At 32.5% G+C, this 22,959-nt stretch carries 20 protein-coding genes; 18 read left to right on the plus strand and 2 right to left on the minus strand.

All coding sequences use genetic code 11. From position 1 onward, the window contains the following. Nucleotides 1-234, plus strand: a 234-nt coding sequence (locus BMZ74_RS08390) for an ATP-binding protein (protein ID WP_177181400.1), incomplete at its 5' end; no start/stop codon positions are given. Here the strand turns inward: BMZ74_RS08390 and BMZ74_RS08395 are convergent. After that, nucleotides 226-681 carry an MATE family efflux transporter gene (locus tag BMZ74_RS08395; RefSeq protein WP_089861797.1) on the minus strand — a complete coding sequence of 152 codons (456 nt, stop codon included), beginning with the start codon at nucleotides 679-681 and terminating at the stop codon, nucleotides 226-228. The genes BMZ74_RS08390 and BMZ74_RS08395 overlap by 9 nt on opposite strands. A 507-nt stretch (nucleotides 682-1,188) precedes the next feature. Here BMZ74_RS08395 and BMZ74_RS08400 point away from each other — a divergent pair. From BMZ74_RS08400 to BMZ74_RS08475, 16 genes are all read left to right on the plus strand, one after another. Then, complete coding sequence (locus tag BMZ74_RS08400) at nucleotides 1,189-2,181, plus strand: LacI family DNA-binding transcriptional regulator (protein ID WP_089861798.1); 993 nt, start codon at nucleotides 1,189-1,191, stop codon at nucleotides 2,179-2,181. 50 nt (nucleotides 2,182-2,231) lie between these two features. Further along, nucleotides 2,232-3,728, plus strand: coding sequence for an ATP-binding cassette domain-containing protein (locus tag BMZ74_RS08405; RefSeq protein WP_177181401.1), 1,497 nt, complete (start codon nucleotides 2,232-2,234; stop codon nucleotides 3,726-3,728). A gap of 23 nt (nucleotides 3,729-3,751) precedes the next feature. Then, entirely contained in the window at nucleotides 3,752-4,723 is a 972-nt protein-coding gene (locus BMZ74_RS08410) for an ABC transporter permease (RefSeq protein ID WP_089861799.1), read from the plus strand. A gap of 57 nt (nucleotides 4,724-4,780) precedes the next feature. After that, the gene (locus tag BMZ74_RS08415; RefSeq protein WP_089861800.1) at nucleotides 4,781-5,722 is read left to right on the plus strand and encodes an ABC transporter substrate-binding protein; all 942 of its coding nucleotides are present in this window, start codon (nucleotides 4,781-4,783) and stop codon (nucleotides 5,720-5,722) included. A gap of 80 nt (nucleotides 5,723-5,802) precedes the next feature. Next, on the plus strand, nucleotides 5,803-6,246 hold the full coding sequence (locus BMZ74_RS08420) for an RbsD/FucU family protein (RefSeq protein ID WP_089861801.1): 444 nt from the start codon (nucleotides 5,803-5,805) through the stop codon (nucleotides 6,244-6,246). A 97-nt stretch (nucleotides 6,247-6,343) separates the two neighbouring features. Continuing rightward, nucleotides 6,344-8,143, plus strand: coding sequence for an L-fucose isomerase (locus BMZ74_RS08425; RefSeq protein ID WP_089861802.1), 1,800 nt, complete (start codon nucleotides 6,344-6,346; stop codon nucleotides 8,141-8,143). A 110-nt stretch (nucleotides 8,144-8,253) separates the two neighbouring features. Beyond that, nucleotides 8,254-9,696, plus strand: a complete 1,443-nt coding sequence (locus BMZ74_RS08430; RefSeq protein WP_089861803.1) for a rhamnulokinase — start codon at nucleotides 8,254-8,256, stop codon at nucleotides 9,694-9,696. Between the two features lie 50 nt (nucleotides 9,697-9,746). After that, complete coding sequence (locus tag BMZ74_RS08435; protein WP_089861804.1) at nucleotides 9,747-10,391, plus strand: L-fuculose-phosphate aldolase; 645 nt, start codon at nucleotides 9,747-9,749, stop codon at nucleotides 10,389-10,391. Nucleotides 10,392-10,802: 411 nt separating this feature from the next. After that, nucleotides 10,803-11,969 (plus strand): acyl-CoA dehydrogenase family protein, encoded by a 1,167-nt coding sequence (locus tag BMZ74_RS08440; RefSeq protein WP_089861805.1) that lies wholly within the window; start codon nucleotides 10,803-10,805, stop codon nucleotides 11,967-11,969. A 94-nt stretch (nucleotides 11,970-12,063) separates the two neighbouring features. Then, nucleotides 12,064-13,287: a CaiB/BaiF CoA transferase family protein gene (locus BMZ74_RS08445; RefSeq protein WP_089861806.1), complete on the plus strand. Its 1,224-nt coding sequence runs from the start codon at nucleotides 12,064-12,066 to the stop codon at nucleotides 13,285-13,287. A gap of 26 nt (nucleotides 13,288-13,313) precedes the next feature. Next, entirely contained in the window at nucleotides 13,314-14,459 is a 1,146-nt protein-coding gene (locus BMZ74_RS08450) for an acyl-CoA dehydrogenase family protein (protein ID WP_089861807.1), read from the plus strand. Nucleotides 14,460-14,472: 13 nt separating this feature from the next. After that, on the plus strand, nucleotides 14,473-15,264 hold the full coding sequence (locus BMZ74_RS08455; protein WP_089861808.1) for an electron transfer flavoprotein subunit beta/FixA family protein: 792 nt from the start codon (nucleotides 14,473-14,475) through the stop codon (nucleotides 15,262-15,264). Nucleotides 15,265-15,275: 11 nt separating this feature from the next. Next, nucleotides 15,276-16,292: an electron transfer flavoprotein subunit alpha/FixB family protein gene (locus tag BMZ74_RS08460; RefSeq protein ID WP_089861809.1), complete on the plus strand. Its 1,017-nt coding sequence runs from the start codon at nucleotides 15,276-15,278 to the stop codon at nucleotides 16,290-16,292. Nucleotides 16,293-16,388: 96 nt separating this feature from the next. Further along, nucleotides 16,389-18,035, plus strand: coding sequence for an AMP-binding protein (locus tag BMZ74_RS08465; protein ID WP_177181402.1), 1,647 nt, complete (start codon nucleotides 16,389-16,391; stop codon nucleotides 18,033-18,035). Nucleotides 18,036-18,131: 96 nt separating this feature from the next. Then, on the plus strand, nucleotides 18,132-19,055 hold the full coding sequence (locus BMZ74_RS08470) for a LysR family transcriptional regulator (protein ID WP_089861811.1): 924 nt from the start codon (nucleotides 18,132-18,134) through the stop codon (nucleotides 19,053-19,055). Beyond that, nucleotides 19,056-19,568 (plus strand): desulfoferrodoxin family protein, encoded by a 513-nt coding sequence (locus BMZ74_RS08475; RefSeq protein ID WP_089861812.1) that lies wholly within the window; start codon nucleotides 19,056-19,058, stop codon nucleotides 19,566-19,568. It abuts the gene before it with no gap. A 184-nt stretch (nucleotides 19,569-19,752) separates the two neighbouring features. Here BMZ74_RS08475 and BMZ74_RS08480 read toward each other — a convergent pair whose 3' ends face one another. Continuing rightward, complete coding sequence (locus BMZ74_RS08480; RefSeq protein WP_089861813.1) at nucleotides 19,753-21,750, minus strand: oxidoreductase; 1,998 nt, start codon at nucleotides 21,748-21,750, stop codon at nucleotides 19,753-19,755. A gap of 188 nt (nucleotides 21,751-21,938) precedes the next feature. Here BMZ74_RS08480 and BMZ74_RS08485 point away from each other — a divergent pair, with 188 nt between their 5' ends. Continuing rightward, the gene (locus BMZ74_RS08485; protein ID WP_089861814.1) at nucleotides 21,939-22,835 is read left to right on the plus strand and encodes a LysR family transcriptional regulator; all 897 of its coding nucleotides are present in this window, start codon (nucleotides 21,939-21,941) and stop codon (nucleotides 22,833-22,835) included. Nucleotides 22,836-22,959 lie beyond the last annotated feature (124 nt).

Consider the following 22,959-nt stretch of genomic DNA (forward strand, 5'->3'; position numbering starts at 1 on the left):
GACAGAGAGGGATCCCAGCTCCTGTTTCAGATAATCTCAGACTGTTATGAGAAAAAGAGCTTAATAATCACTACAAATCTTGAATTTAGTAAATGGGCTAATATCTTTTATGATGAGCAAATGACAGCTGCTTTAATTGATAGATTAGTCCACCACAGTCACCTACTTGTATTTCCTGGTGACAGTCATAGAATCAAAAATTCACTGATGAAAGGAGCCCAAAATTCACTTTAATTTTTCCCTATTGGGTGGCTGCGAAAACAACTTTGCAAAAACCGGGAATTTTAACTTGCAAAAAACAGCCGCAAAAGGTGTAGACATAATAGTGACAATAGGCTTTACAACGAATATTAAAGTGACAGACAAAATAATGGATATCGCCATAAATAAGGTGATAGTATTGCCTATTGCATGTGAAGCATCTTTTTCTTTCTTTCCACCTATAGCCCGTCCAATTATAATGGTTGAGCCCATTGCTAGCCCAACAATCATAACAGTTAGCATACGCATAACTTGACTGCCAATAGATACGGCGGTGGTACTTTCAACGCCATTAAATTGTCCAATAATAAGCAAATCTGCCATGCCATATAGTGTTTGTAAAAAATAGGCTAATAAATACGGCATTGAAAAATAGATGACCGTTTTTAGTACACTACCTTTTGTTAAGTTTCTTTTCATATTTTTGATTCTCCTCTAATTATATTCTTTATTCATTATAAAGTCTACAACTATTATAGAGTCAATAGAAATATAAAATTAATCTTTACCAATGTTTTGCCAGTTTAGTCGAAGCAGTTAAAGCGGCAGAATTAATGCTTACTTGAAAAAATTTATAGAATAGTTAAAATAAACAATAAGTTTATATTGACTATTATATTTATTGATGATAAACTATATGTATACTAAGTAACAAAAAGCAATTACAAAACAAACATCTCTAGTCTCAAAAAAACAGAATATTTAAATCATTCATTGATTCTGGGGCCATGGGCCGGGAAATAATTTTCCTGGTCCATTTTTTTATTAACTAGTAAAAATTTTTAATAAGAAAAGTGGAAAGATTATAAAAATTAAATATAATTATTTGATATTTAATAATAAATCTCTATTTCACAGAAAAAAATCGATAAAATTTATGTTCTAACAAACCCACAAAATTATTTTCAAATATGAAAGGGGTTTCATATGGTAACAATTTACGATATAGCAAAAAAAGCAGGAGTTTCAATTACAACTGTATCGAGGGTGATTAATAATCATCCTTATGTTAAAGATAAAACAAGAGCAAAAGTAAAAAAGCTTTTAAAAGCAACAGGTTATGTACCTAATAGTAATGCCAGTAGTCTAGTTAGTAAAAAAACAAATACAATTGCAGTGATATTACCGGATATTACAAATATTTTCTTTGCTAAGATATTGAGAAGTGCAGAAGAAAGAGCTAATTCTAAAAACTTCACTGTGATATATGGTAATACAAATGAAGATTTTCAACGAGAAAAAAATTATATCAAAACATTTATTGAAAAAAGAATAGATGGATTACTTTTAGATCCAATTGCAACTGACATTTCAATTATCCAGCCCTTAGAGCAAAATAATATTCCTTTTGTTTTGATTGATAGAGAGATTAAAGGTTCTCAAAAAAGTCATGTTGGAATCCATAATGAAAAAGAGGCAATTCGTATTGTTAATTATCTAATCAAAAAAGGCAAAAAAAATATTGCATTAATTTCTGCTTCCGAAGAATTATCAGTTTATAAAGACAGAAAAAAGGGCTATATTAAGGCCTTAAAAGGTTCAGGTTTAGAATTAAAAAAAGATCATTTAAAAATAGGGACTAAGCCAATCAAAGCAGTTGGCTATAATTTAACTAAAGAAATGCTGAAATCATCAGCAGTTCCAGATGCCATTTTTGTGGCAAACAACTTCCTGGCTATTGGTGTCTATAATGCTTTACAAGACTTAGATTTTAAAGTTCCAGCTGATATAGCAATTGCTTGTTTTGATGATTTTGCTACAGAGTCAATAATACCACCATTTTTTACTTCTATAATTCAGCCGGCAAGTAAAATGGGCACGGTAGCTATGGAATTATTATTAAATAAAATTGAAGGAGGTGATAGTAATAGAAAAAAGATTTATTTAAAGAGTAAGTTATCTGTAAGAAGATCTACTTAAGTTTATTTTTTAATATCATGATAATAATTTTAGATTGGGGTGAAAGATAAGTGGAAAGAAATTTGGTCCAGATGAACGATATAGAAAAATCATTTCCGGGTGTTAAAGCACTCGATAAATGTCAGTTTACTTTAAATAAAGGAGAAGTTCATGCTTTAGTTGGTGAAAATGGGGCGGGAAAGTCAACTCTAATGAAAGTTCTGACTGGTGTTCATCAAGAAGACGCAGGGACGATTTTTTTTAAAGGAAAAAAAGTTAAAATTAATTCGCCCAGAAAAGCCCAGGAGCTTGGGATAAGCATTATTTATCAAGAGTTAAATTTAATGCCCCATCTTACTGTAGCGGAAAATGTCTATATTGGACGAGAAGAAAAGAAAAATAAATTATTTATTGATAAGAAAAAACTAAATCAAAAAACAAAAGATTTTTTAAAAATGTTAAATATCAATTTAGATCCACAGGCTAAGGTAAAAGATTTGACTGTTGCTAAACAACAAATGGTTGAAATAATAAAAGCTTTATCTTATCAAGCCGAAGTTTTAATTATGGATGAGCCCACTGCTTCTCTAACAGATTCTGAAATCGAAGATCTATTTAGAATTGTTAAGAAATTAAGAAGTGAAGGCGTCGGAGTTATTTATATTTCTCATAGATTAGAAGAATTAAAAGAAATTTCAGATCGAATAACAGTTATGAGAAATGGTAATTATATTGATACAGTTGCTACAAAAGATGTTGAAATAGATAGTATCATCAATATGATGGTTGGCAGGGAAGTTTATGAGACTTCAAATAATAAAAGCAGTAAAAACGAAAATGAGGTTATACTTGAAGTTAAGAATTTAACAAGAAAAGGTGTCTTTAAAAATATAAATTTCAATTTAAAAAAAGGAGAAATTTTAGGGATGTCTGGTTTGGTTGGTGCCGGGAGAACAGAAGTTGCAAGAGCAATCTTTGGTGCTGATAATATAGATGCTGGAGAAATCTATGTTCATGGCAAGAAAGTTAACATTAGTAGTCCCAGCCAGTCTGTAGAACTGGGAATTGGTTATCTTTCAGAAGATAGGAAACGGTATGGGCTGGCCTTAGGACGTGATGTAGCTACAAATATAGTCCTGGCTAATCTGAAAGAATATATGAACAAATTTGGTTTTATAAAAGAAGATAAAATTAAGCAAGTTGCTCAAAATCAGGTGAAACAATTAGCCATTAAAACTCCAAACTTAAAACAGGATGTTAAAAATCTTTCAGGTGGAAATCAACAAAAGGTTGTAATTGGTAAATGGTTAGACAAAGACAGTGAGATTTTAATATTTGATGAGCCAACGAGAGGAATTGATGTTGGAGCAAAGAATGAAATTTATAAACTTTTAAATAGTCTAGTTGAAGAAGGCAAGTCAGTTATAATGATTTCTTCTGAATTACCAGAAATTTTAAGGATGAGTCATCGAATTTTAGTTATGTGTGAAGGTGAAGTGACTGGTGAACTTGGTATTGAAGAAGCTTCAAAAGAAAAAATTATGAAATTTGCAACAATGCGAAATTAAAATAAGATATTGGAGGCAATAGAATGGATGCGAACATTAAAGAAAAGAAACAACTAATCTCAGCCGATTCTAAACAAAAAGTACTTGCTTTTTCTAGTTTAATTATGATGATAATTGTATTTTCAATTGCATCACCTCATTTTGCAACATTTTCTAATTTCATTGGAATTTTAATCTCTACAGCAGTAACAGGTCTTTTAGCAATTGGTGTAACATTTATCATTATAACTAGTGGTATTGATCTTTCAATTGGGACTGTAATGACTTTTGGTTCTGTGATGACAGGTGTATTCATCACTTTTATGGGGTTGCCAATTTGGTTGGGAATATTGGGAGGTATTCTAGCCTCTACAGTTGCCGGGATAGTAAATGGTAGTTTAACTGCCAAATTAAAGATTCCACCATTTATTGCAACTTTAGGTATGATGATGGTTGCAGAAGGTTTGAATCTAGTTATTTCTGGTACTAAGCCAATTTATTTTATGCATACACCTGCTTTCAGGAAAATAGCTATGGGTAAATTTTTTAATATTCCGCACGCAGTTTTCATATTTTTAGGTGCTGCTATTGTGGCTGGTATTATCCTGGATAAAACTGTGTTTGGTAAATATACATATGCTATTGGCAGCAATGAAGAAGCAGTAAGATTATCAGGAGTTAATGTAGATAGATGGAAAATTGCTATTTATGCATTTGGTGGGTTCTTTTATGGAATTGCAGGAGTTATTATGGCTTCTAGATTAAATTCAGCCCAGCCAGCCTTAGGCCCTGGTTATGAGTTAGAAGCAATTGCAGCAGTAGTAATCGGTGGTACCTCTCTAAGTGGTGGTAAAGGTACAATCCTGGGTACTATAATTGGAGCTTTTATTATGAGTGTTTTAACAAATGGTTTAAGAATTTTATCAATACCCCAGGAATGGCAAACTGTTATTACAGGAGCTATAGTAATTATTGCAGTATATACTGATATTTTAAGAAGAAAGAAAACAGCTTAATTAATGTTATTTAGCCTATTCTCAGGCTTTATAAAAAAATACTAGGAGGTTATATTTATGAAAAAGCTAACATTATTATTTGTTTTATTGGCAGTTTTGCTGGTGTTTACTGGAACAGTTATGGCACAGGATAAACCTTATATTGCAATTGTTTCTAAAGGGTTTCAGCATCAATTCTGGCAAGCTGTTAGACAGGGAGCTAAACAAGCTGCAGAAGATTATGATGTAGAAATAACTTATGAAGGGCCAGAAAGTGAAACCCAGGTAGCAAATCAAATTGATATGCTCCAGACAGCAGTTGATAAAAATCCAGATGCGCTTGTTTTTGCAGCCCTAGATACCCAGGCTGCCCTCCCCTTAATTGAAGAAGTAGATTCTAAAGGCATTCCAATTATTGCTTTTGATTCAGGTATTGATAGTGACATACCTGTAACTACAGCAGCTACTGATAATTATGTTGCATCTTCTTATGCAGCTGATAAAATGGCTGAACTAATTGGTTATCAGGGTAAGGTTGCAGCTATAGTACAGGATCAGACTAGTTTAACTGGTAGAAAACGGCGAGATGGATTTCTAGATAGAATAAAAAATTCATATCCAGAAATTGAAATTGTTGATGTCCAGTATGGTGGGGGAGACCACTTAAAGTCAACTGACCTTGCTAAAAGTATTATAGAATCTAATCCTGATTTAGATGGCTTTTTTGGGGCTAACGAAGGTTCGGCAGTAGGTATTGTTAATGCGATTATGGAATTAGGCAGAGATGATATTGCTACAATTGGTTTTGATTCGGGAAGTATTCTTTTAGATGCAATTAGAAATGGTATTATAGATGGTGCCATTACTCAGAACCCAGTTGGCATTGGTTATCGTGCAGTTGAAGCCGCAGTAAAAGCAATAAAAGGAGAAGAATTACCAGAAATGATTGATACAGGTTTTTATTACTATAATAAGCGTAATATGGATTCAGAAATTCTTCAGCCTTTATTATATAAATAAAATATTAAGCTAATCAAAAATATTTAAATGTCATAAGATTCGATTAATTTTTGATTGATTTTTATTAAAGGAGATAAATAATGTTAAAAAAAATACCTTCAATAATTAGTCCCGAGTTAATAAAAATATTGATGGAGATGGGACATGGAGACGAAATTGTTCTTGCAGATGGGAATTTCCCATCTGCAAGTATTGGCCAAAGAGTTGTTCGACTAGATGGACATGGGGGACCAGAAATTTTAATGGCTATTTTAAAATTATTTCCCCTCGATCCGTATGTAGAAAGTCCAGTTATATTAATGCAAACTACTGAATCAGATAAAGATTTAAAACCAGAAATCTGGCAAGAATATCGAGATATAGTGACTTCTTTTTCAAAGAGAGAGATAAAATTTAACTATCTTGAAAGATTTAAGTTCTATCAAAGAGCCAGAAAAGCTTATGCTGTTGTTGCTAGTAGTGAAACAAGTCTTTATGCAAATCTAATTTTGAAAAAGGGAGTAATAGCGAAAGAACCTGTTTGATAAAATAATTAATTAACTAATTAAATATATGTGAATAGATATTTTATAAATCTGTTTTTAATACTAATTAAGTCAATTTTAAAAGGAGGAAAAAATAATGAATGACAAAGAAGCTAAAAATAGACTTATTGGCTCAATGCCCAAAATAGGAATTAGACCAGTAATTGATGGTAGACAGAGGGGCGTCAGAGAATCTCTAGAAGATCCAACAATGAATTTAGCTAAAAGTGTAGCTAAATTTATAGAAAGAAATTTGAGACATCCAAATGGCATGCCGGTAGAATGTGTACTTGCAGATACAACTATTGGTGGTGTAGCCGAAGCTGCTAAAACAGAAGAAAAATTTCAGCGTCAAGGTGTAGGGGCTTCTCTAACTATAACAAAATCATGGACATATGGAACTGAAACAATAGACCAAAATCCTTTAAGACCAAAAGCGATCTGGGGTTTTAATGGTTCAGAAAGACCAGGAGCAGTTTATTTAGCAGCAGCGGCAGCTGGTCATAATCAAAAAGGATTGCCTGTATTCAAAATTTATGGGCAAAATGTCCAGTCTGCTGAAGATACAACAATTCCTGACGAAGTAAAAGAAAAAATACTTAAATTTGCTAAAGCAGGTCTTGCTGTTGCATATCTGAGAGGTAAATCATATTTAGCAATGGGTGGAGTGGCAATGGGTATTGCCGGCTCAATTGTAGATGAAGAAGTTTTTCAGGATTACCTGGGGATGAGAAATGAATACATTGATATGAGCGAGTTTACCCGCAGAATAGCAGAAAATATTTATGATCAGAAAGAATTTGAAAAGGCTTTAGCCTGGGTTAAAAATAATTGTAGTGAAGGTAAGGATAATAATCCAGCAGCAGAGCAGGCCAGCCGGGAAGAAAAAAATGAGCAGTGGGAATTTATTGTTAAAATGACTTTAATTGCAAGGGATCTAATGATTGGTAATCCTAGACTAGCAGAGTTAGGGTATAAAGAGGAGGCTAAAGGTCATAATGCAATTGCAGCTGGATTTCAGGGACAAAGGCAATGGACAGATCACTTTCCCAATGGAGATTTTATGGAGGCAATTTTGAACTCTTCTTTTGACTGGAATGGTATTCGAGAAGCCTATATTGTTGCAACAGAAAATGATAGTTTAAATGCAGTTCCAATGTTATTTAATCATCTTTTAACAAATCGAGCTCAGATCTTTTCTGATGTAAGAACTTTCTGGAGTCCAGAAGCAGTTGAGCGAGTAACAGGTAAAAAACTAACCGGGAGAGCTAAAAATGGAATTATTCATTTAATTAACTCCGGTTCTACAACTCTTGATGGAACAGGTAAAATGCAAGATGAAGCAGGTAATCCTGTTATGAAAGAATTCTGGAATATAAAAGAAAAAGAGGTAGAAGCCTGCCTACAAGCAACAGAATGGCCCCCTGCAAATCTAGGTTATTTTAGAGGAGGTGGTTTTTCCTCTCAATTTTTAACAGAAGGAGGAATGCCAGTTACTATGGCCAGAATGAATACAGTTAAAGGTTTAGGACCAGTTTTACAAATAGCAGAAGGTTATACGGTAGAAATAGATCCAGAAATTCATGAAGTCTTAAACCAGAGGACAGATCCTACCTGGCCGACAACCTGGTTTGTTCCAAACTTGACCGGAAAAGGTGCTTTTAAAGATGTTTATTCAGTTATGAACAATTGGGGAGCTAATCATGGTGCAATTAGTTTTGGCCATATTGGAGATCAGCTTATTACCTTAGCAGCAATGTTAAGAATTCCAGTTAATATGCATAATGTAGCGGCAAAAAGAATCTTTAGACCTGATGCCTGGAATTTATTTGGTACTAATGATTTAGAAAGTGCTGATTATCGAGCCTGTAAGAATTTTGGTCCTCTATATAGATAAAATCTAAAAATAAATATTCAGCAGAGTTATTTTTAGCTGCTCTGCTGAATATATTTAATTATCAAAGAGTAATTTATCAATTTAATTATTTATTGAAAAGAGGTGTAAAAATGAATAAACAACTAACAAAAGTTTTAGCTTGTGATTTAGGGGCATCTAGTGGTCGATCAATACTTGGCAAATTTGATGGAGAAAAGTTGACATTAGATATCTTACATAAATTTAATAATAATGGAGTTTATTTGAATAATAATTTTCACTGGAATACACTAAAACAGTTTGTAGAAATTAAAAATGGAATTAGAAAGGCTATTCAGAAGACTAATCATAATCTAGCTTCAATTGGAATTGATACCTGGGGGGTAGACTATGGATTATTAGATAATACGGGAAGTTTAATGTCTGTACCTTTTCACTATAGAGATCAGAGGACTAATAAAACTTTAAGCAAAGTTTTTAAAAATATATCTAAACAAGAGCTTTATTCTGAGACGGGCATTCAGATTATGCAAGTAAATACAATTTTTCAATTATATTCTGAATTAAAAGAACGGCCCTGGCTGTTGGAAAATGCAAAAGATTTATTGTTTACTCCAGATTTATTAAATTATTTTTTAACAGGTAATAAATTCAATGAAGCTACAATAGCATCTACTTCTCAGCTTTTAAATCCCTTGCAGAGAAAGTGGTCGTCAAAAATATTTAATACCCTTAATTTGCCACAATCAATTATGCAGCAAATAGTTTTTCCTGGTCAGAAAATAGGCAATATAAATAGTAAAATAAAAGATGAACTTGCTCTTCAAAAAGATATCCCTATTATTGCAGTTGGTAGTCATGATACAGCATCCGCAATTGCTGCAACACCAATTGTAGATCAAAACAGTGTATTCTTATCCAGTGGAACCTGGTCTTTACTTGGCATTGAGTTAGATAAGCCAATAATTTCAGCTAAAAGTTTACAGAAAAATTTTACTAATGAATTAGGGGTTGGAAGTAAAGTTACATTTTTAAAAAATTTAACCGGTCTCTGGCTAATACAAGAATGTAAAAGAGCCTGGAAGAGAGAGGGTAAAAACTTAAGTTATAAAGCTATAAATGAGGCAGCAAGAAAAGCTAAACCTTTTAAATATCAGATTGATACAGATCATTCAAGTTTTATTAATCCTGCTAATATGCCAGCAGCAATCAAAACTTATTGTAAAAAAACAAAGCAATCTGTGCCAGAGCAACCTGGAGAAATTGCCCGGTTAATTTATGAGAGCTTAGCTCAAAAATATAAAGAAGTTATTCAAGAGCTAGAGAAGCTTACAGATAAAAAAATTAAAACTATAAATGTAGTGGGAGGTGGAACTAAATCTGAGCTTTTATGCCAATATACGGCCAATATTACTAAAAGAAAAGTAATTGCAGGTCCCATTGAAGCAACTGCTGTTGGTAATATTTTAACTCAATTAATTGCTTTAGGAGAAATAAAAGATTTAAAAGAAGGTCGAGAAATTGTTAAAAATTCAATTGACTTAAAGGTATATGAGCCTGAAGAATTATTATAATAAATATAAAAACTAGCTTTTATATAAAAGTAAAAATTGGAGGAGAAAATATGAAATTAGAATTAGCAAGAAAAAAGATTATAGATTTTGGTAAAAAACTTGTTGATAGTGGTCTAACTAAAGGAACTGGGGGTAATTTGAGTATCTATAATCCTGAACAGGAATTAATGGCCATTAGTCCTAGTGGTATACCTTATTATGAAACAAGATTAGAGGATATAGTAATCATGGATTTAAAAGGGAATAAAATTGAAGGTGCTAAACAGCCCTCAAGTGAATATCAAATGCATAAAATATTCTATAAGCAAAGAAATGATATATTTGCAGTTGTTCATTGTCATTCAATTTATTCAACAGCTATTTCTATTTTAAGAGAGAATTTACCTGCCTCGCATTATATGATTGCACTGGCAGGAAAAAATGTTAGATGTGCAAATTATGCAACTTATGGTACACAAGAACTTGCAGATAATGCCTTCACAGCAATGCAGGACAGAAAGGCAGTGCTTTTAGCTAATCATGGTTTACTGACAGGTGCTGATTGTATTGAAAATGCTTTTAATATCGCAGAAGAAATTGAATATGTAGCAGAAACATTTTATAGAGCTAAAAGTATAGGAGATCCAATTATTTTAGAAGATCAAGAAATGAATAAAATGGCGAAAAAATTCAAAACATATGGTCAGGTCAAATAATTAAATAGAATATATAAAAAGATTATCCATAGTGCTAAATTTATTGTAGTTGTTAAATCCTACAGTTTAAAGCGCTATGGATATTTTTGTTTATATTTGAGATAATTTTTAAATAGTAATAATATTCATTTTATTAAGAATTTATAGCCAGAGACTATAAAATACCAGAATATATTTTTATTTAGAATTAGATGAATATTGCAAATTATGGTAGACTAGATTTAGAAATGATAGTGAAAAATATAACAAATAAACTTTAAATATTTTAATTAATAATCTCTCATCTAGATGAGTCACTATAGTATTACATATGGCTGCTATAATTGAAAAATTTAAAGATTTAATATTCCAGCTATCAAGTCTAAACAAGAATTTTTAGTTAGCTTTAAAAATAATTAAGGGGGAAAACTAATGTCAAAATTAACTGATCAAGAGTTTAAGGCGTATTTAAAACAGATCCGTGAATTAGCAGAAGGTCCATTTGATGAAATGCAAAAAGAGATTGAACAAACAAATAAGTTTCCCGAAGAGTTTTATAAACTATCAATTGAAAATGATCTCTATCGTTTCTACATGCCAGAAGAATATGGTGGTTGGGGATTTACAACAAAAGAAATTTTTAAGGTGCAGGAAGAATTTAGCCGCGGCCCAGGTGGAATGAGAATGCATTTACACCATGCAGCAGGTCTTAACTGGAAAATCATGAATGACTATGGTTCGGAAGAATTAAAAGAAAAATATATGAAAAAATTCCAGGATAAATCTGTTTATATTAACTTTGCTTTAACTGAAAAAGAAGCTGGTTCTGGAGCAGATATTAAAACTAGTGCTGTTAAAGATGGTGACTATTATATCCTGAATGGCGAAAAGACTCTTATCTCACATACTGATTGTTCTGATGCCAGTTATGTTTTTGCAGTAACTAATCCTGAAAATCCTAAAACAACTAGAATCTCATGTTTCCTTGTTCCAACAAATACTCCTGGTTATGAAATTAATCCTATGGCTCATATGATGGGCTGCCGGGGTGCAGGACATGCAGACTTAAAATTTACTGATGTAAAAGTACCTAAAGAAAATCTTTTAGGTAAAGAAGGTCAGGGTCTCGAAATAGCAATGGCTGAATTAGGTCTCTCTCGTGCTCATATTGCTGTTAGTAACTTGGGAATGAGTCAGAGAATGTTAGAAATGGCTGTTAAGAGAGCTAAAGATAGAATAACTTTTGGCAAACCACTGGCTAAAAGACAGGCTATTCAACAGATGATTGCTGATATGGGAACACAAATTTATGCTTTGAGAATGATGCTTTATGATATCGCAGATCAATATGATCAAGGAGAAGATATCGAAATGAAAGCAGCAATGTCTAAACTTCACAGTATAGATACTGTTAAATTAGTTTCCGATTATTGTATCGAAATATTTGGCGGAATTGGCTACTTCGAAGATAATCCTTACGGTCCAGTTGAAAGAATGTATCGAGACTGTAGAGCAATGTGGTTTGAAGAAGGCCCCCGTACAATTCAGAGATTTACTGCTTCAAGAAAATTAATTGCCAATGGTGGCATAGTTGAGTAATAAATACTAGATTGATAATAAAAAAGCATAGCCTTTTGCTGGTCAGAAGGCTATGTTTTTCAGATTAGATATAACAAGGAAAGGAATTGATCCTATGAAACCATTAGAAGGAATTAAAATTGTAGATATGACTACTTTTTTAGCAGCTCCTACTGTTGGTAGAGTTCTGGGCGAATGGGGAGCAGATGTTATAAAAGTAGAAGCTCCTAAAGGAGACCCCGGTAGAACCCAGGGAGCAGTTTTTAATATGCATTATGAAGATGATGAAAATCTCGGTTTTGATGTAGCTAATATGAATAAAAGATTTATTACAGTTAATTTAAAAAAAGCTTCTGGTAAAAAAGTAATGTATGACCTTTTAGCAGAGGCAGATGTTTTTCTGACAAATACCAGGACAAAATCACTATCTAAACTAGGAATCGATTATCAAACCCTGAGTGATAAATTTCCAGAGCTTATCTTTGCTCAGGTACTTGGTTATGGTGAAAATGGTCCTGAAAAAGATACAGCTGGTTTTGATGCAACAGCTTATATGTCAAGAGGAGGAGTTTTAGGTACAACTTTAGAAAAAGGGGCAAGTCCAATGAATCCTGCCAATGGTTATGGTGATTTTCAGGTATCAATGTGCCTGGCCTCAGGAATCTGTGGGGCATTAGTTAATAAAATGAAAACTGGTAAGGGTGATAAAGTTACCGTTAGTTTACATCATGCTGCAATATTTATGCAAAATATCGCAATGGTATCTGCTCAGTATGGCAACCAGTATCCTAAAACTAGAAAAGAGAATGCCAATCCTTTTAACAATACCTATAAAACTTCTGATGATAAATGGATGGTAATTTGCTTCCCAGAATATAACAAAGACTTTGATCAAGTGATGAGCTTAATTGGACGCGCAGATTTAGTGGGGGACGAAAGATATTCAGATATTGATTATTTAAATCAAAACAACTTAAACAGGGAATTTATAGATTTACTTGATCAAGAAATATCAAAACGGACATTAGCGGAATGGGTTAATTTATTTAAAGAAAATGATTTGCCGTGTGAAGCTTGTTATGAACCACTTGATATTTACGAAGATAAGCAGGTATGGGCTAATGATATTTTAAGAAAAATTGATTATCCAACTGGTGCTGAACGGATGATTCCAACCAACCCAGTTAGATTTAGTTCAATGGATAAACCTGATTTAAAAATATCAAAAGCACAGGGTGCTTCTACGATTGATATTCTAAAAGAGCACGGTTATAGCAAAGAGGAAATTGAAAGTCTAATCGCTGAAGGTGCAGTAGTAGGCGAAGAACATATCAAATAAATATAAATTATAAGGAGGGAAGAGTATTGAGTTTATTATATACAGAGCAACAAGAAGAATTAATTAAATTAGTTAAAGACTTTGCTGAAAATGAAATTAAACCTTACGTAGAAGAATTAGATAAAAAAGGAGAAACCCCTGCCAAAGAATTATTTAAGGGTGCTTTTGAGATGGGACTCCATATGGTAGAAATCCCGGAAGAATATGGTGGAGCAGGGCTCGATTTTGAAACTACAGCGATGATATTTGAAGAATTAGCTAAAGTAGATGCTGGTTACGCAATTACTTTAGTTAGTACTTTTGTAGCTTTAAGATCTGTAATTTTATCAGGTAGTCCGGAACAGGCCAGATTATTTGCTGATATTATTGAGCCTGGAAATTTTGCAGCCTTTACTTTGACTGAACCTAATGCTGGAACTGATGTAGCAGCTATGAAGGGTACAGCTGTTAAAGATGGTGATGAATATATACTAAATGCTTCGAAAACTTTCATTACAAATGGTGAAATTGCTGATGTTTATGTTGTTTTCTTTAAAACTGATAAAAATGCTGGTAATAAGGGAATATCTGCTTTTATAGTAGAAAGAGATCGGCCTGGAGTAACTGTAGGAGTTCATGAAGATAAAATGGGTTTAAGGCTTTCTAATACTTCAGATGTATTTTTCCAGGATGTTAGAGTTCCTGCAGATCATCTAATCGGTAGAGAAGGTCAGGGTTTTAAAATAGCATTAAATACTTTAAATCTTTCGAGAGCCTTTGTTGGTACTCTGGCAGTTGGTATTATGCAGAGAGCATTAGATGAAGCCATTGCTTATGCTCAGGAAAGAGAACAATTTGGCAGACCAATTATGAAATTCCAGTCTGTCCAGGGGCTAATTGCTGATATGGCTATCAAAACAGAAGCAGCCAGAGCATTAGTTAATAATACAATGCGGCTGATGGATCAGGGAGATCTAGTTAAAAAAGAAGGCGCAATAACTAAAACATTTGTTTCTGATGCTTGCCAGGAAGTTACTTCTAAAGCAGTCCAGGTTTTTGGTGGTTATGGAGTTATTAAAGATTATCCTGTTGAAAAATTAATGCGTGACTGCAAGGTATTTCAAATTTTTGAAGGTACAAATGAAATTCAAAGATCAACTATTGCTAGAGAGTTAGACAAAGAATATAAATAAAGGAGGTAGACTGATGAACATTATAGTTTTAATTAAACAAGTTCCGGATACATCTGAAATAAAAATAGATCCTGAAACTAATAGATTAATGCGAGCTGGAGTTCCAAGCATAATTAATCCAGTTGATAAAAATGCGATAGAGGCTGCTGTTCAATATAAAGAAGAATACGGAGGAAAAGTAGTAGTTCTATCAATGGGACCCAGTCAGGCTAAAAAAGCACTGAAAGAGTCACTTGCTTTAGGTGCAGACGAAGCCTATCTTGTTACAGATAGATTATTTGGCGGTTCCGATACATATGCTACAAGTTATATACTATCAGAAGCAATTAAAAAAATAGGCGATTTTGATATTATTTTTGCTGGACAGCAGGCAATTGACGGTGATACAGGCCAAACTGGTCCCAGTACTGCTCAACATTTAGGAATTAGCCGCTTAACTTATGTAGTAGATGTTAGTCTGGAAGGAGAAGATACAGTTATTGTAAAACGTGAAGTTGAAGAAGGAATTGAAGTTATTGCAAGTAAAAAGCCATTATTATGTACTGTTACAAAAGCAATTAATAAGCCCCGTTATGCAACAATTAAGAGTATATTAGCTGCCAATCAAGCTGAAATAGGCGAAATAACAGCTGCTGATCTCGGTGAGATAGATAAAAATAAAATTGGTTTAAAAGGTTCACCAACTAGAGTAAAGAAAACTTTTACTCCTGATATTAGCAAAAATGGCGAAATAATAGCAGCCGATACAGCAGAAGAAGCAGCCGAAAAATTAGTAGATAAATTACTTGCTAAAAATGTTTTATAGAGGAGGATATTATGAATTTTGAAGAATATAAAAATTTGTGGGTTTTTATAGAAACATTTCAGGGAAAACCTAAAGATGTCGGACTTGAATTATTAAATGAAGGAAGACGATTAGCAGATCTTACTCAGGAGAGGCTTTGCGCAGTAATTATTGGATCTGATGTAGACGAATCTGTTGCTAAAGTAACAGCATATGGAGTAGATGATGTTTATGTTGTTAAAGGAAAAGAATACGAAAATTATTGTTCTGACTCTTATGGTGATGCTATGGCAAAATTAGTAAGAAAATTCAAACCAGCTACAATTTTAATTGGAGCAACTCATAATGGTCGAGATTTAGGCTCAAAAGTAGCAGTTACTTTACAAACTGGTTTAACAGCTGATTGTACTAATCTTGATGTAGATCAGGAGACAGAAAATGTGATCTGGGAAAGACCGGCTTTTGGTGGTAATCTTTATGCTCAGATATTATGTGCAGATAGCAGACCTCAGATGGGTACAGTCAGGGCTGGCGTTTTTAAAAAAGGTGAGCCAGACGACAGTAGGACAGCAAATGTTATTGAAGTAGATATTCATACTCCGCAAGAATTGATAACAACTAAATTAAGAGAATTTATCAAAGGAGAAGAACCAGCTGATCTTAAACCAGCAGAAGCAAATATTGTTGTTGCAGGTGGTAGAGGTGTAGGTAGTAAAGAAAACTTTTCTATTATTCAAAAGCTGGCCGATGAACTAGATGGAGCTGCAGTTGGAGCTTCTCGGGCAGCAGTAGATGCTGGTTGGGTTCCTCATTTCCGCCAAGTTGGGCAGACTGGAACAACTGTAACTCCAGAATTATATATAGCCTGTGGAATTTCTGGAGCAATACAGCATCAGGTAGGTATGAAAGACTCTGCTACAATTGTTGCTATTAATAAAGATCCAGACGCCCCTATTTTTGAGATAGCTGACTATGGTATCGTAGGTGATCTATTTAAAGTAGTACCAGAATTAACTAAAGCAATCAAAGAATTAAAAGCTGCTAAATAGAATTTTCCTGGTAAACTATATCTAGTTGATTATTTTGCAAAATAATCAACTAGATAATAAAAAGATAAAATTATGATTATAAATTGAGGGATGTTAATGTTTGATAATTTAAGAATAGATCCTGATTTGAGTGATGAGTATCGGTCAAAAGGATATTGGAGCGATAAGACTTTATTAGACTATTGGTTAACTAGTGTTGAATTATATGCAGACAAAGACTTTGTTATAGATTCATATGGTGGTAAGTTCACCTATAAAGAAGCAGATAATTTATCATCTCGGTTAGCATCATTTTTGCAAGAAAGGGGAGTTGCTAAAAATGATATTGTAACTTTTCAGGTTCCAGGTTGGAAAGAATTTGTACTAATCCTGGTTGCCTGTTTAAAAGTTGGGGCCGCAGCTAATCCAATTTGTTTAAGCTGTGAGAAAGAAGAAGTTATAGCTCAATTAAATATGACAGAATCTAAAGTATTTTTTACTCCAACAGAGTATTATAAATATAATTATTCTGCTACTATGCTGGAAATAAAAAAGAAATTACAATTTGTTGAAAAAATTGTAATGCTCGATAATTTAGCCAAAAATAATACAGTATTTATAACTTTATCACAAATACTAACAGAGTATAGCCCACTTAAAGATTTTGTTAAAGCTGAGTCTGATTCGGTAGCAGCTATTTTGTTTACATCTGGAACAACTGGAGAATCAAAAGGGGTAATGCTAACTCACAATAATATTATTTATAGTGAAAAAGCTTTTAATCAGACATTAGGAATAGATAATAAGGATATCATGTTGATGCCTTCCCCATTAAATCATGCAATTGGATTTCATCACGGAATTATATCACCGCTGTTGGCAGGTGCAACTACTGTTTTACAGGATAGATTTAATGCTCATGATTCTCTGGAGCTAATTCAACAGCATAAATGCAGCTATGGAATGGGTGTTACTCCAATGATCCATGATATATTAGAAGAATTAAAAATTGCAGAATATAATATTGATTCCTTAGAATTCTTTCTCTGTGGGGGAGCTTCTATTCAAGAAAGTATGATAGCAGAAGCTCTGGAGAATGGATTTAAAGTCTGCGGAGTATATGGTTCTACGGAGAGTGTGCCCCATACTTGCATAAAACCAACCGATACAATAGATAAAATAGTTAATACTGAGGGTTCTCCTATAGCTGGGGTTGAAGTAAAAATTGTTGATAAAAATCTTAAGGAAGTAGCTGTTGGAAATATTGGACAAGAATTATCAAGAGGTCCTAATGTTTTTGTTGGTTATCTTAAATCTCCTCAATTAACAGCTAAGGCTTTTTTAGATAATGGTTGGTATCAAAGTGGTGATTTATGTAGTTTAGATAATGACGGCTATCTTAGTTTTGTGGGGAGACTAAAAGATATTATTGTCAGGGGAGGAGAAAATCTGCCTTCACACAAAATCGAAGCAAATATTTTGAAAAATCCTAAAATTAAAGATGCTGTTGTAATTGGAATGCCAGATAAAAGAATGGGTGAAAGAATTTGTGGCTATATAGTTTTAGAAGATAAGAATAACAGGCTGAATTTAGCAGAGTTAATAGATTTCCTGCAAAAGATTAATGTTAGTAAAAAACTATGGCCGGAAAGGCTAGTGATTATTGATGCTTTGCCGAGAAATGAATCTGGAAAAATTGAAAAATTTATTTTAAAGGCTGATATAAAAGAAAAGCTGAAACAAGAAAATAATGTCGACAATTAAATTTTTTTGGAGATTATTGATTAAAAAAAATTTTTAAACATGATATAATACGAGATAATTACAAATAATTTTTGCTTTTAAGAAAGGAGGGCTAGTATGAATCTAAATCAGTTAGAATATTTTTCAGTCTTAGCTAAGACACAACATTATACAAAAGCTGCCAAGATTCTTCATATCACACAGCCTAGCCTAAGTAATGCTATTTCTAAGCTAGAAGATGAATTAGGAACAAAATTATTTGTAAAGACTGGTAGAAGTGTTAAACTGTCGAAGATGGGCGAAGAATTTGTAGATTATATTGATAATTCACTGGAAGAAATAGATTTAGGTATCAAAAGACTGGAAGATTTAAAAAATAATGCTTACCAAAAAATAAGAATTTCATTTTTATATACACTAAGTTCAGACTTTATACCTCAAATGATTTCAGATTTTCTAGAGTCAAGAAACGAGAAAAATTTTCGTTTCCAACTTTCTGAAAGTACAACTATAGCTAGAGAATGTACTACTGAGATGATTGAAGGATTAAAAAATGATAGATTTGAAGCAATATTTGTTAATCGGATTGATGAAAAAGATTCTGAGCTGCAATTCACTAAAATTACTGAACAAAATTACGTTGCAATTGTAAATAAAAATTCCTTTTTAGCTGAATATGATACGCTTGACTTAAGAGATACAAAAGAAGTTCCTTTTATTCAATATTCAAGTAAATTTGGAACTAGAGATGAAATTACTTCTTTATTTAAGCAGGTTGATGTAGAACCTAAAGTATATGCTCAAATTGAAGACGAAATGTCTATATTGGCCCTTGTAAAAGCTGGAGTTGGCTATACTATAACTCCAATGAAAAAAATTTATAATAATATAGATGAAAAGATTTTGCCTATTTCTAATCCAGCTAATACGAGAGATATTTATATTGGCTATAAAAAAAATTCATGTAAAAGTCCCTTTTTTAAGAAATTTATTGATTTTATAGAAAATGAATTTGAGCTTAATTATGAAGTTGGTGAGTAAATGAAAGATAAAATAAGTATAACTAGATTTAATACTGGCAAAAAACCAGCAGTTATAAGTCCAGATCCAATATTTTTTAAATGTAAAAAATGTGGTGCTACTATAATCTTTTTGAAAGAAAATAAATCACCAGATATCTGCCAATGCTGTGGGACAGCAATGATTAGACTAAATCCTGAAACAGCAGGTCCGGGGAGTGAGACTCATTTACCAGATTATTCTATTATTGGTGGTTATGATAACAATGTAATTAAAGTATCGATTGGTAAAAAACTACATCCAATGGAAGAAGAGCATTTTATTGAATGGATTTATTTAAGAACTTTTACTGGTGGCCAAATTAAATATGTTAATAATAAAAAGCAGGCAGAGGTAATTTTTGCTTTAGCTAATGAAGATGCTTATGTATATTGTGATGAAGATTTATGTCAGGAATGTACTTTTAGATGCAAAAGAGGATTTAAAATATATTCTTACTGTAATCAACATGGTTTATGGAAATTTGAACTTTAATAATTAAATACTTGCTAAATTGCAGTGGTTGTTAATTGGAAAAAGAGTAGTTAACTATTGGAAGTTGTGCAGAAGAAAAATCTGGATAAAAAAATAAGTGAGCCCTGCTTTACCTAGCTCACTTATTTTATATTTATAATTTTGTTTAAACAATTATTATTTTTAAACTCTACTATAAAATATTTTAGAGATAGTTTCTTTTAGCTAAAATTTTAAGTATATTTCTTCCTTCATGGACTCCATCTATAATCTTTCTTGCTCTTACACTATCGCCAATATTCATTATTTCTATATCTGTAGATTCAAATTTTTTATGAAGTTCTTCCAGAACTGGATTATTAGATTTCATACCTAAGCAAACAAAGCCATAATCAAAAGTTAATTCTTTTTTACCTTCATCATTTTCTACGATAAAAGAGTTTTCTTTTACTTCTAAAAGTTTAGTATTTAGTAATTTTTTGACTTTATGCTCTTTAATAATATCAGAAATATTAGCTTCAGTTACCGGATCCAGGTCTTTGCCAATAGTACTCTGCATTTCTACAATACTGACTTTAGCATTTCTAGGAGCAAGAAATTCGACTACATCGAGACCAACTGCTCCACCTCCGATTACAACGACTTCTTTATTACTTAAGTCCTGAGGATACTTATCGATCTGATTAATCATTCCACTAATAGAAGATATTTTACTGTCTTCTTTATCAACAAGTTCATTAAGTCCTGTTATTGGTGGAAGAAGTGGTTGTGAACCAGTTGCATTTACAATAATGTCTGGATTTAGTTTTTCTATAAAATCAGTATCTGCTTCTGTTTCTGTAATAGCAAAAAGATTATTTAATTGTTTAGCTCTGTTAACAAGATATTTAGGAAAATCAGATAATCTTTTTTTATCAGGAATCTGAGATATTTGATTAACTAGTCCGCCAAGTTTTTGCTCTTTTTCTATAATAAAGGTTGTACAGCCAACTTCAGCTGCAGTGCATGCTGCTTCTAGACCGGCAGTACCTCCTCCGATAACAACTACATTGCAGTCTTTTTTTATGCTTTGTCCTTGATAATCATTTTCGCCACTAATATCAGGGTTAACTGTACAGCGGATAGGACGATTAAATTTAATTCTGTGACCAGCACAGCCGATATTGCAGGAAATGCATTTGCGGATATTTTCTTCAGCCCCAAATTCAACTTTATTGACCCATTCTGGATCTGCAATTAAACCACGTCCCATTCCAATAAAGTCTGAGTCACCATTGGCTAAAATTTCTTCTGCTACACGAGGACTTCTAATATTACCAGTTGTAATTACAGGTTTACTAAATTTTTCTCGAACAGCTTTAGCCATATAAGAACGCCAGCCATCTTCTAAATAGTTAGCATCAATTTGATAGTAAATTGAGTCATTTAGACCGGCAGAAACATCAATTATATCTGCTTCTTCCTGAAAATATTCTAATAAGACTAAAGTATCTTCTAAACTATTTCCGCCTTCTAATAATTCGTCAGCACTAATTCTAACCATGATTGGGAAGTCTGGGCCAACAGTTTTTCTTACTTCAGACATAACTAATTTTGCAAAACGAGCTCTATTTTCTGGAGAACCGCCAAACTCATCAGTTCTATCATTTGTTAGAGGAGATAAGAATTGACTAATTAAATATGAATGACCCCCATGGACTTCTATAGAATCAAAACCGGCAGTTTTTGCTCTTTGAGCTGCTTGACCATATTTTTTAGCAATTTCCTGTAATTCTTCTTTAGTCAATGGTCTCGGTATTTCGCCACCCTTTTTAGATGGTATGTTTGAAGCTGATGCTGGTTGCATTCCTGTTCTTGCAGAAACAGCTGAGGCTCCTGCATGATTGATTTGAATAGAGATTTTGGTACCGTACTCATGAACTGTTTCACAAAGTTTGAATAAACTAGGCAGATAATTATCCTGATCTATTCTAAGTTGGGTAGTTCCATTAGAGCCAAGTGGAAAATCAATACAAGCATTTTCTACAATTATAAGGCCAGCACCACCCTTTGCGCGTTGTTTATAATAATTGATATGTGAGGGACCGATTTCACCATTTTGCTTAGCAAAATTAGTTCCCATTGGTGTCATAGCAACGCGATTTTTAAAAGTTATATTTTTAACTGTTAATGGTTTAAAAAGGTTTGAATAGCTTTTATTCACAATTATCACTCCATAATAAATTTTGAACTAGAAATTGTTTGTGTTGTTAACTAGATTATAGATTATTAATTTCACTAAAACAAATTAATAATTTTAAGGCAATCAATAGATTTTATCTATATATTGTGTTATACTACACAAAGTAATTTGGATAGTTTTTATTAAATATTTAAAAGGGGTCTGTAAATATGAACTTACATCATCTGCGTTATTTTAGAAAATTAGCTTATCTTGAACATTACACCAAAGCTGCTGATGAATTAAAAATTACTCAACCTAGTTTAAGCTATGCTATAAATTCATTAGAAGAAGAACTTAGTACCTGTTTATTCGAAAAAGAGGGCAGAAATATCAGATTAACTAAATATGGCAAGCTGTTTTTAAAGTATGTAGAGGATTCTCTAGATAACTTAGATACTGGTATAAAAAAAACGAAAGCTATGACAAGTGGTAAAAGTGGTTTTATTGATTTAGCATATATCTATAGTTTAGGATCTTACTTTATTCCCGAAATTGTTAGTGATTTTTTAACTTGTAATGCAGATAAAGATATAAAATTTTCTTTTTCTGCTCAAAATACTACTGACATAGTTAAAGGACTCAAAGAAGAAAAATATGATGTAGCTTTTTGTTCCAAGAAAAAGAGTGAAGCTGATCTAGAGTTCACTCCTATTATGGACCAGAAGTTAGTTTTAATTGTTCCTCATGATCATCAGCTGGCAAACAAAGATAAGATTGATTTAAAAGAAGTCGCTTCATTTCCTTTTATAACCTACTCTAAAGAAAGTGGATTGCGTTCTGTTATTGATAATTTATTTACTAAAGTTAAAATAAAACCTAATATAGTTTATGAATTAATTGAAGATGGTGCTTTAGCAGGATTAGTTGCTAAAAATTTTGGAATCGCTATTGTGCCAGAACTGCTTATTTTAGAAAATATGAATATCAAAAAAATTGAAATTGTGAATCCCAAATATAAACGTGAAATTTATTTAGCAAGAGTAAAGAATAAGTATTTACCACCAGTTGTACATGAGTTTATAAAACATGTAACAAACTCTACTTTCAATAAAAAATATCTATAATTAGACAAGAAAAAATCGATTGGATTAATAGAAACTGATAGTTTATAATTACTGATAGAAAGTTGAGCTAGAGTGTTTGTGATCTTCAATGTGAAAAAATTTTCAAAGTTAAACTTTTCAAACA

This window comes from Halanaerobium salsuginis (assembly GCF_900114545.1).
Lineage (GTDB): Bacteria > Bacillota > Halanaerobiia > Halanaerobiales > Halanaerobiaceae > Halanaerobium > Halanaerobium salsuginis.

Excerpts from the sequence above, each read along its gene's own strand:
- BMZ74_RS08425 (WP_089861802.1), top strand. The coding sequence starts at position 6,344 with ATGAATGACAAAGAAGCTAAAAATAGACTTATTGGCTCAATGCCCAAA.
- BMZ74_RS08465 (WP_177181402.1), top strand. The coding sequence starts at position 16,389 with ATGTTTGATAATTTAAGAATAGATCCTGATTTGAGTGATGAGTATCGG.
- BMZ74_RS08430 (WP_089861803.1), top strand. The coding sequence starts at position 8,254 with ATGAATAAACAACTAACAAAAGTTTTAGCTTGTGATTTAGGGGCATCT.
- BMZ74_RS08415 (WP_089861800.1), top strand. The coding sequence starts at position 4,781 with ATGAAAAAGCTAACATTATTATTTGTTTTATTGGCAGTTTTGCTGGTG.
- BMZ74_RS08395 (WP_089861797.1), bottom strand. The coding sequence starts at position 681 with ATGAAAAGAAACTTAACAAAAGGTAGTGTACTAAAAACGGTCATCTAT.
- BMZ74_RS08455 (WP_089861808.1), top strand. The coding sequence starts at position 14,473 with ATGAACATTATAGTTTTAATTAAACAAGTTCCGGATACATCTGAAATA.
- BMZ74_RS08410 (WP_089861799.1), top strand. The coding sequence starts at position 3,752 with ATGGATGCGAACATTAAAGAAAAGAAACAACTAATCTCAGCCGATTCT.
- BMZ74_RS08460 (WP_089861809.1), top strand. The coding sequence starts at position 15,276 with ATGAATTTTGAAGAATATAAAAATTTGTGGGTTTTTATAGAAACATTT.
- BMZ74_RS08475 (WP_089861812.1), top strand. The coding sequence starts at position 19,056 with ATGAAAGATAAAATAAGTATAACTAGATTTAATACTGGCAAAAAACCA.
- BMZ74_RS08485 (WP_089861814.1), top strand. The coding sequence starts at position 21,939 with ATGAACTTACATCATCTGCGTTATTTTAGAAAATTAGCTTATCTTGAA.
- BMZ74_RS08470 (WP_089861811.1), top strand. The coding sequence starts at position 18,132 with ATGAATCTAAATCAGTTAGAATATTTTTCAGTCTTAGCTAAGACACAA.
- BMZ74_RS08435 (WP_089861804.1), top strand. The coding sequence starts at position 9,747 with ATGAAATTAGAATTAGCAAGAAAAAAGATTATAGATTTTGGTAAAAAA.
- BMZ74_RS08400 (WP_089861798.1), top strand. The coding sequence starts at position 1,189 with ATGGTAACAATTTACGATATAGCAAAAAAAGCAGGAGTTTCAATTACA.
- BMZ74_RS08445 (WP_089861806.1), top strand. The coding sequence starts at position 12,064 with ATGAAACCATTAGAAGGAATTAAAATTGTAGATATGACTACTTTTTTA.
- BMZ74_RS08420 (WP_089861801.1), top strand. The coding sequence starts at position 5,803 with ATGTTAAAAAAAATACCTTCAATAATTAGTCCCGAGTTAATAAAAATA.
- BMZ74_RS08440 (WP_089861805.1), top strand. The coding sequence starts at position 10,803 with ATGTCAAAATTAACTGATCAAGAGTTTAAGGCGTATTTAAAACAGATC.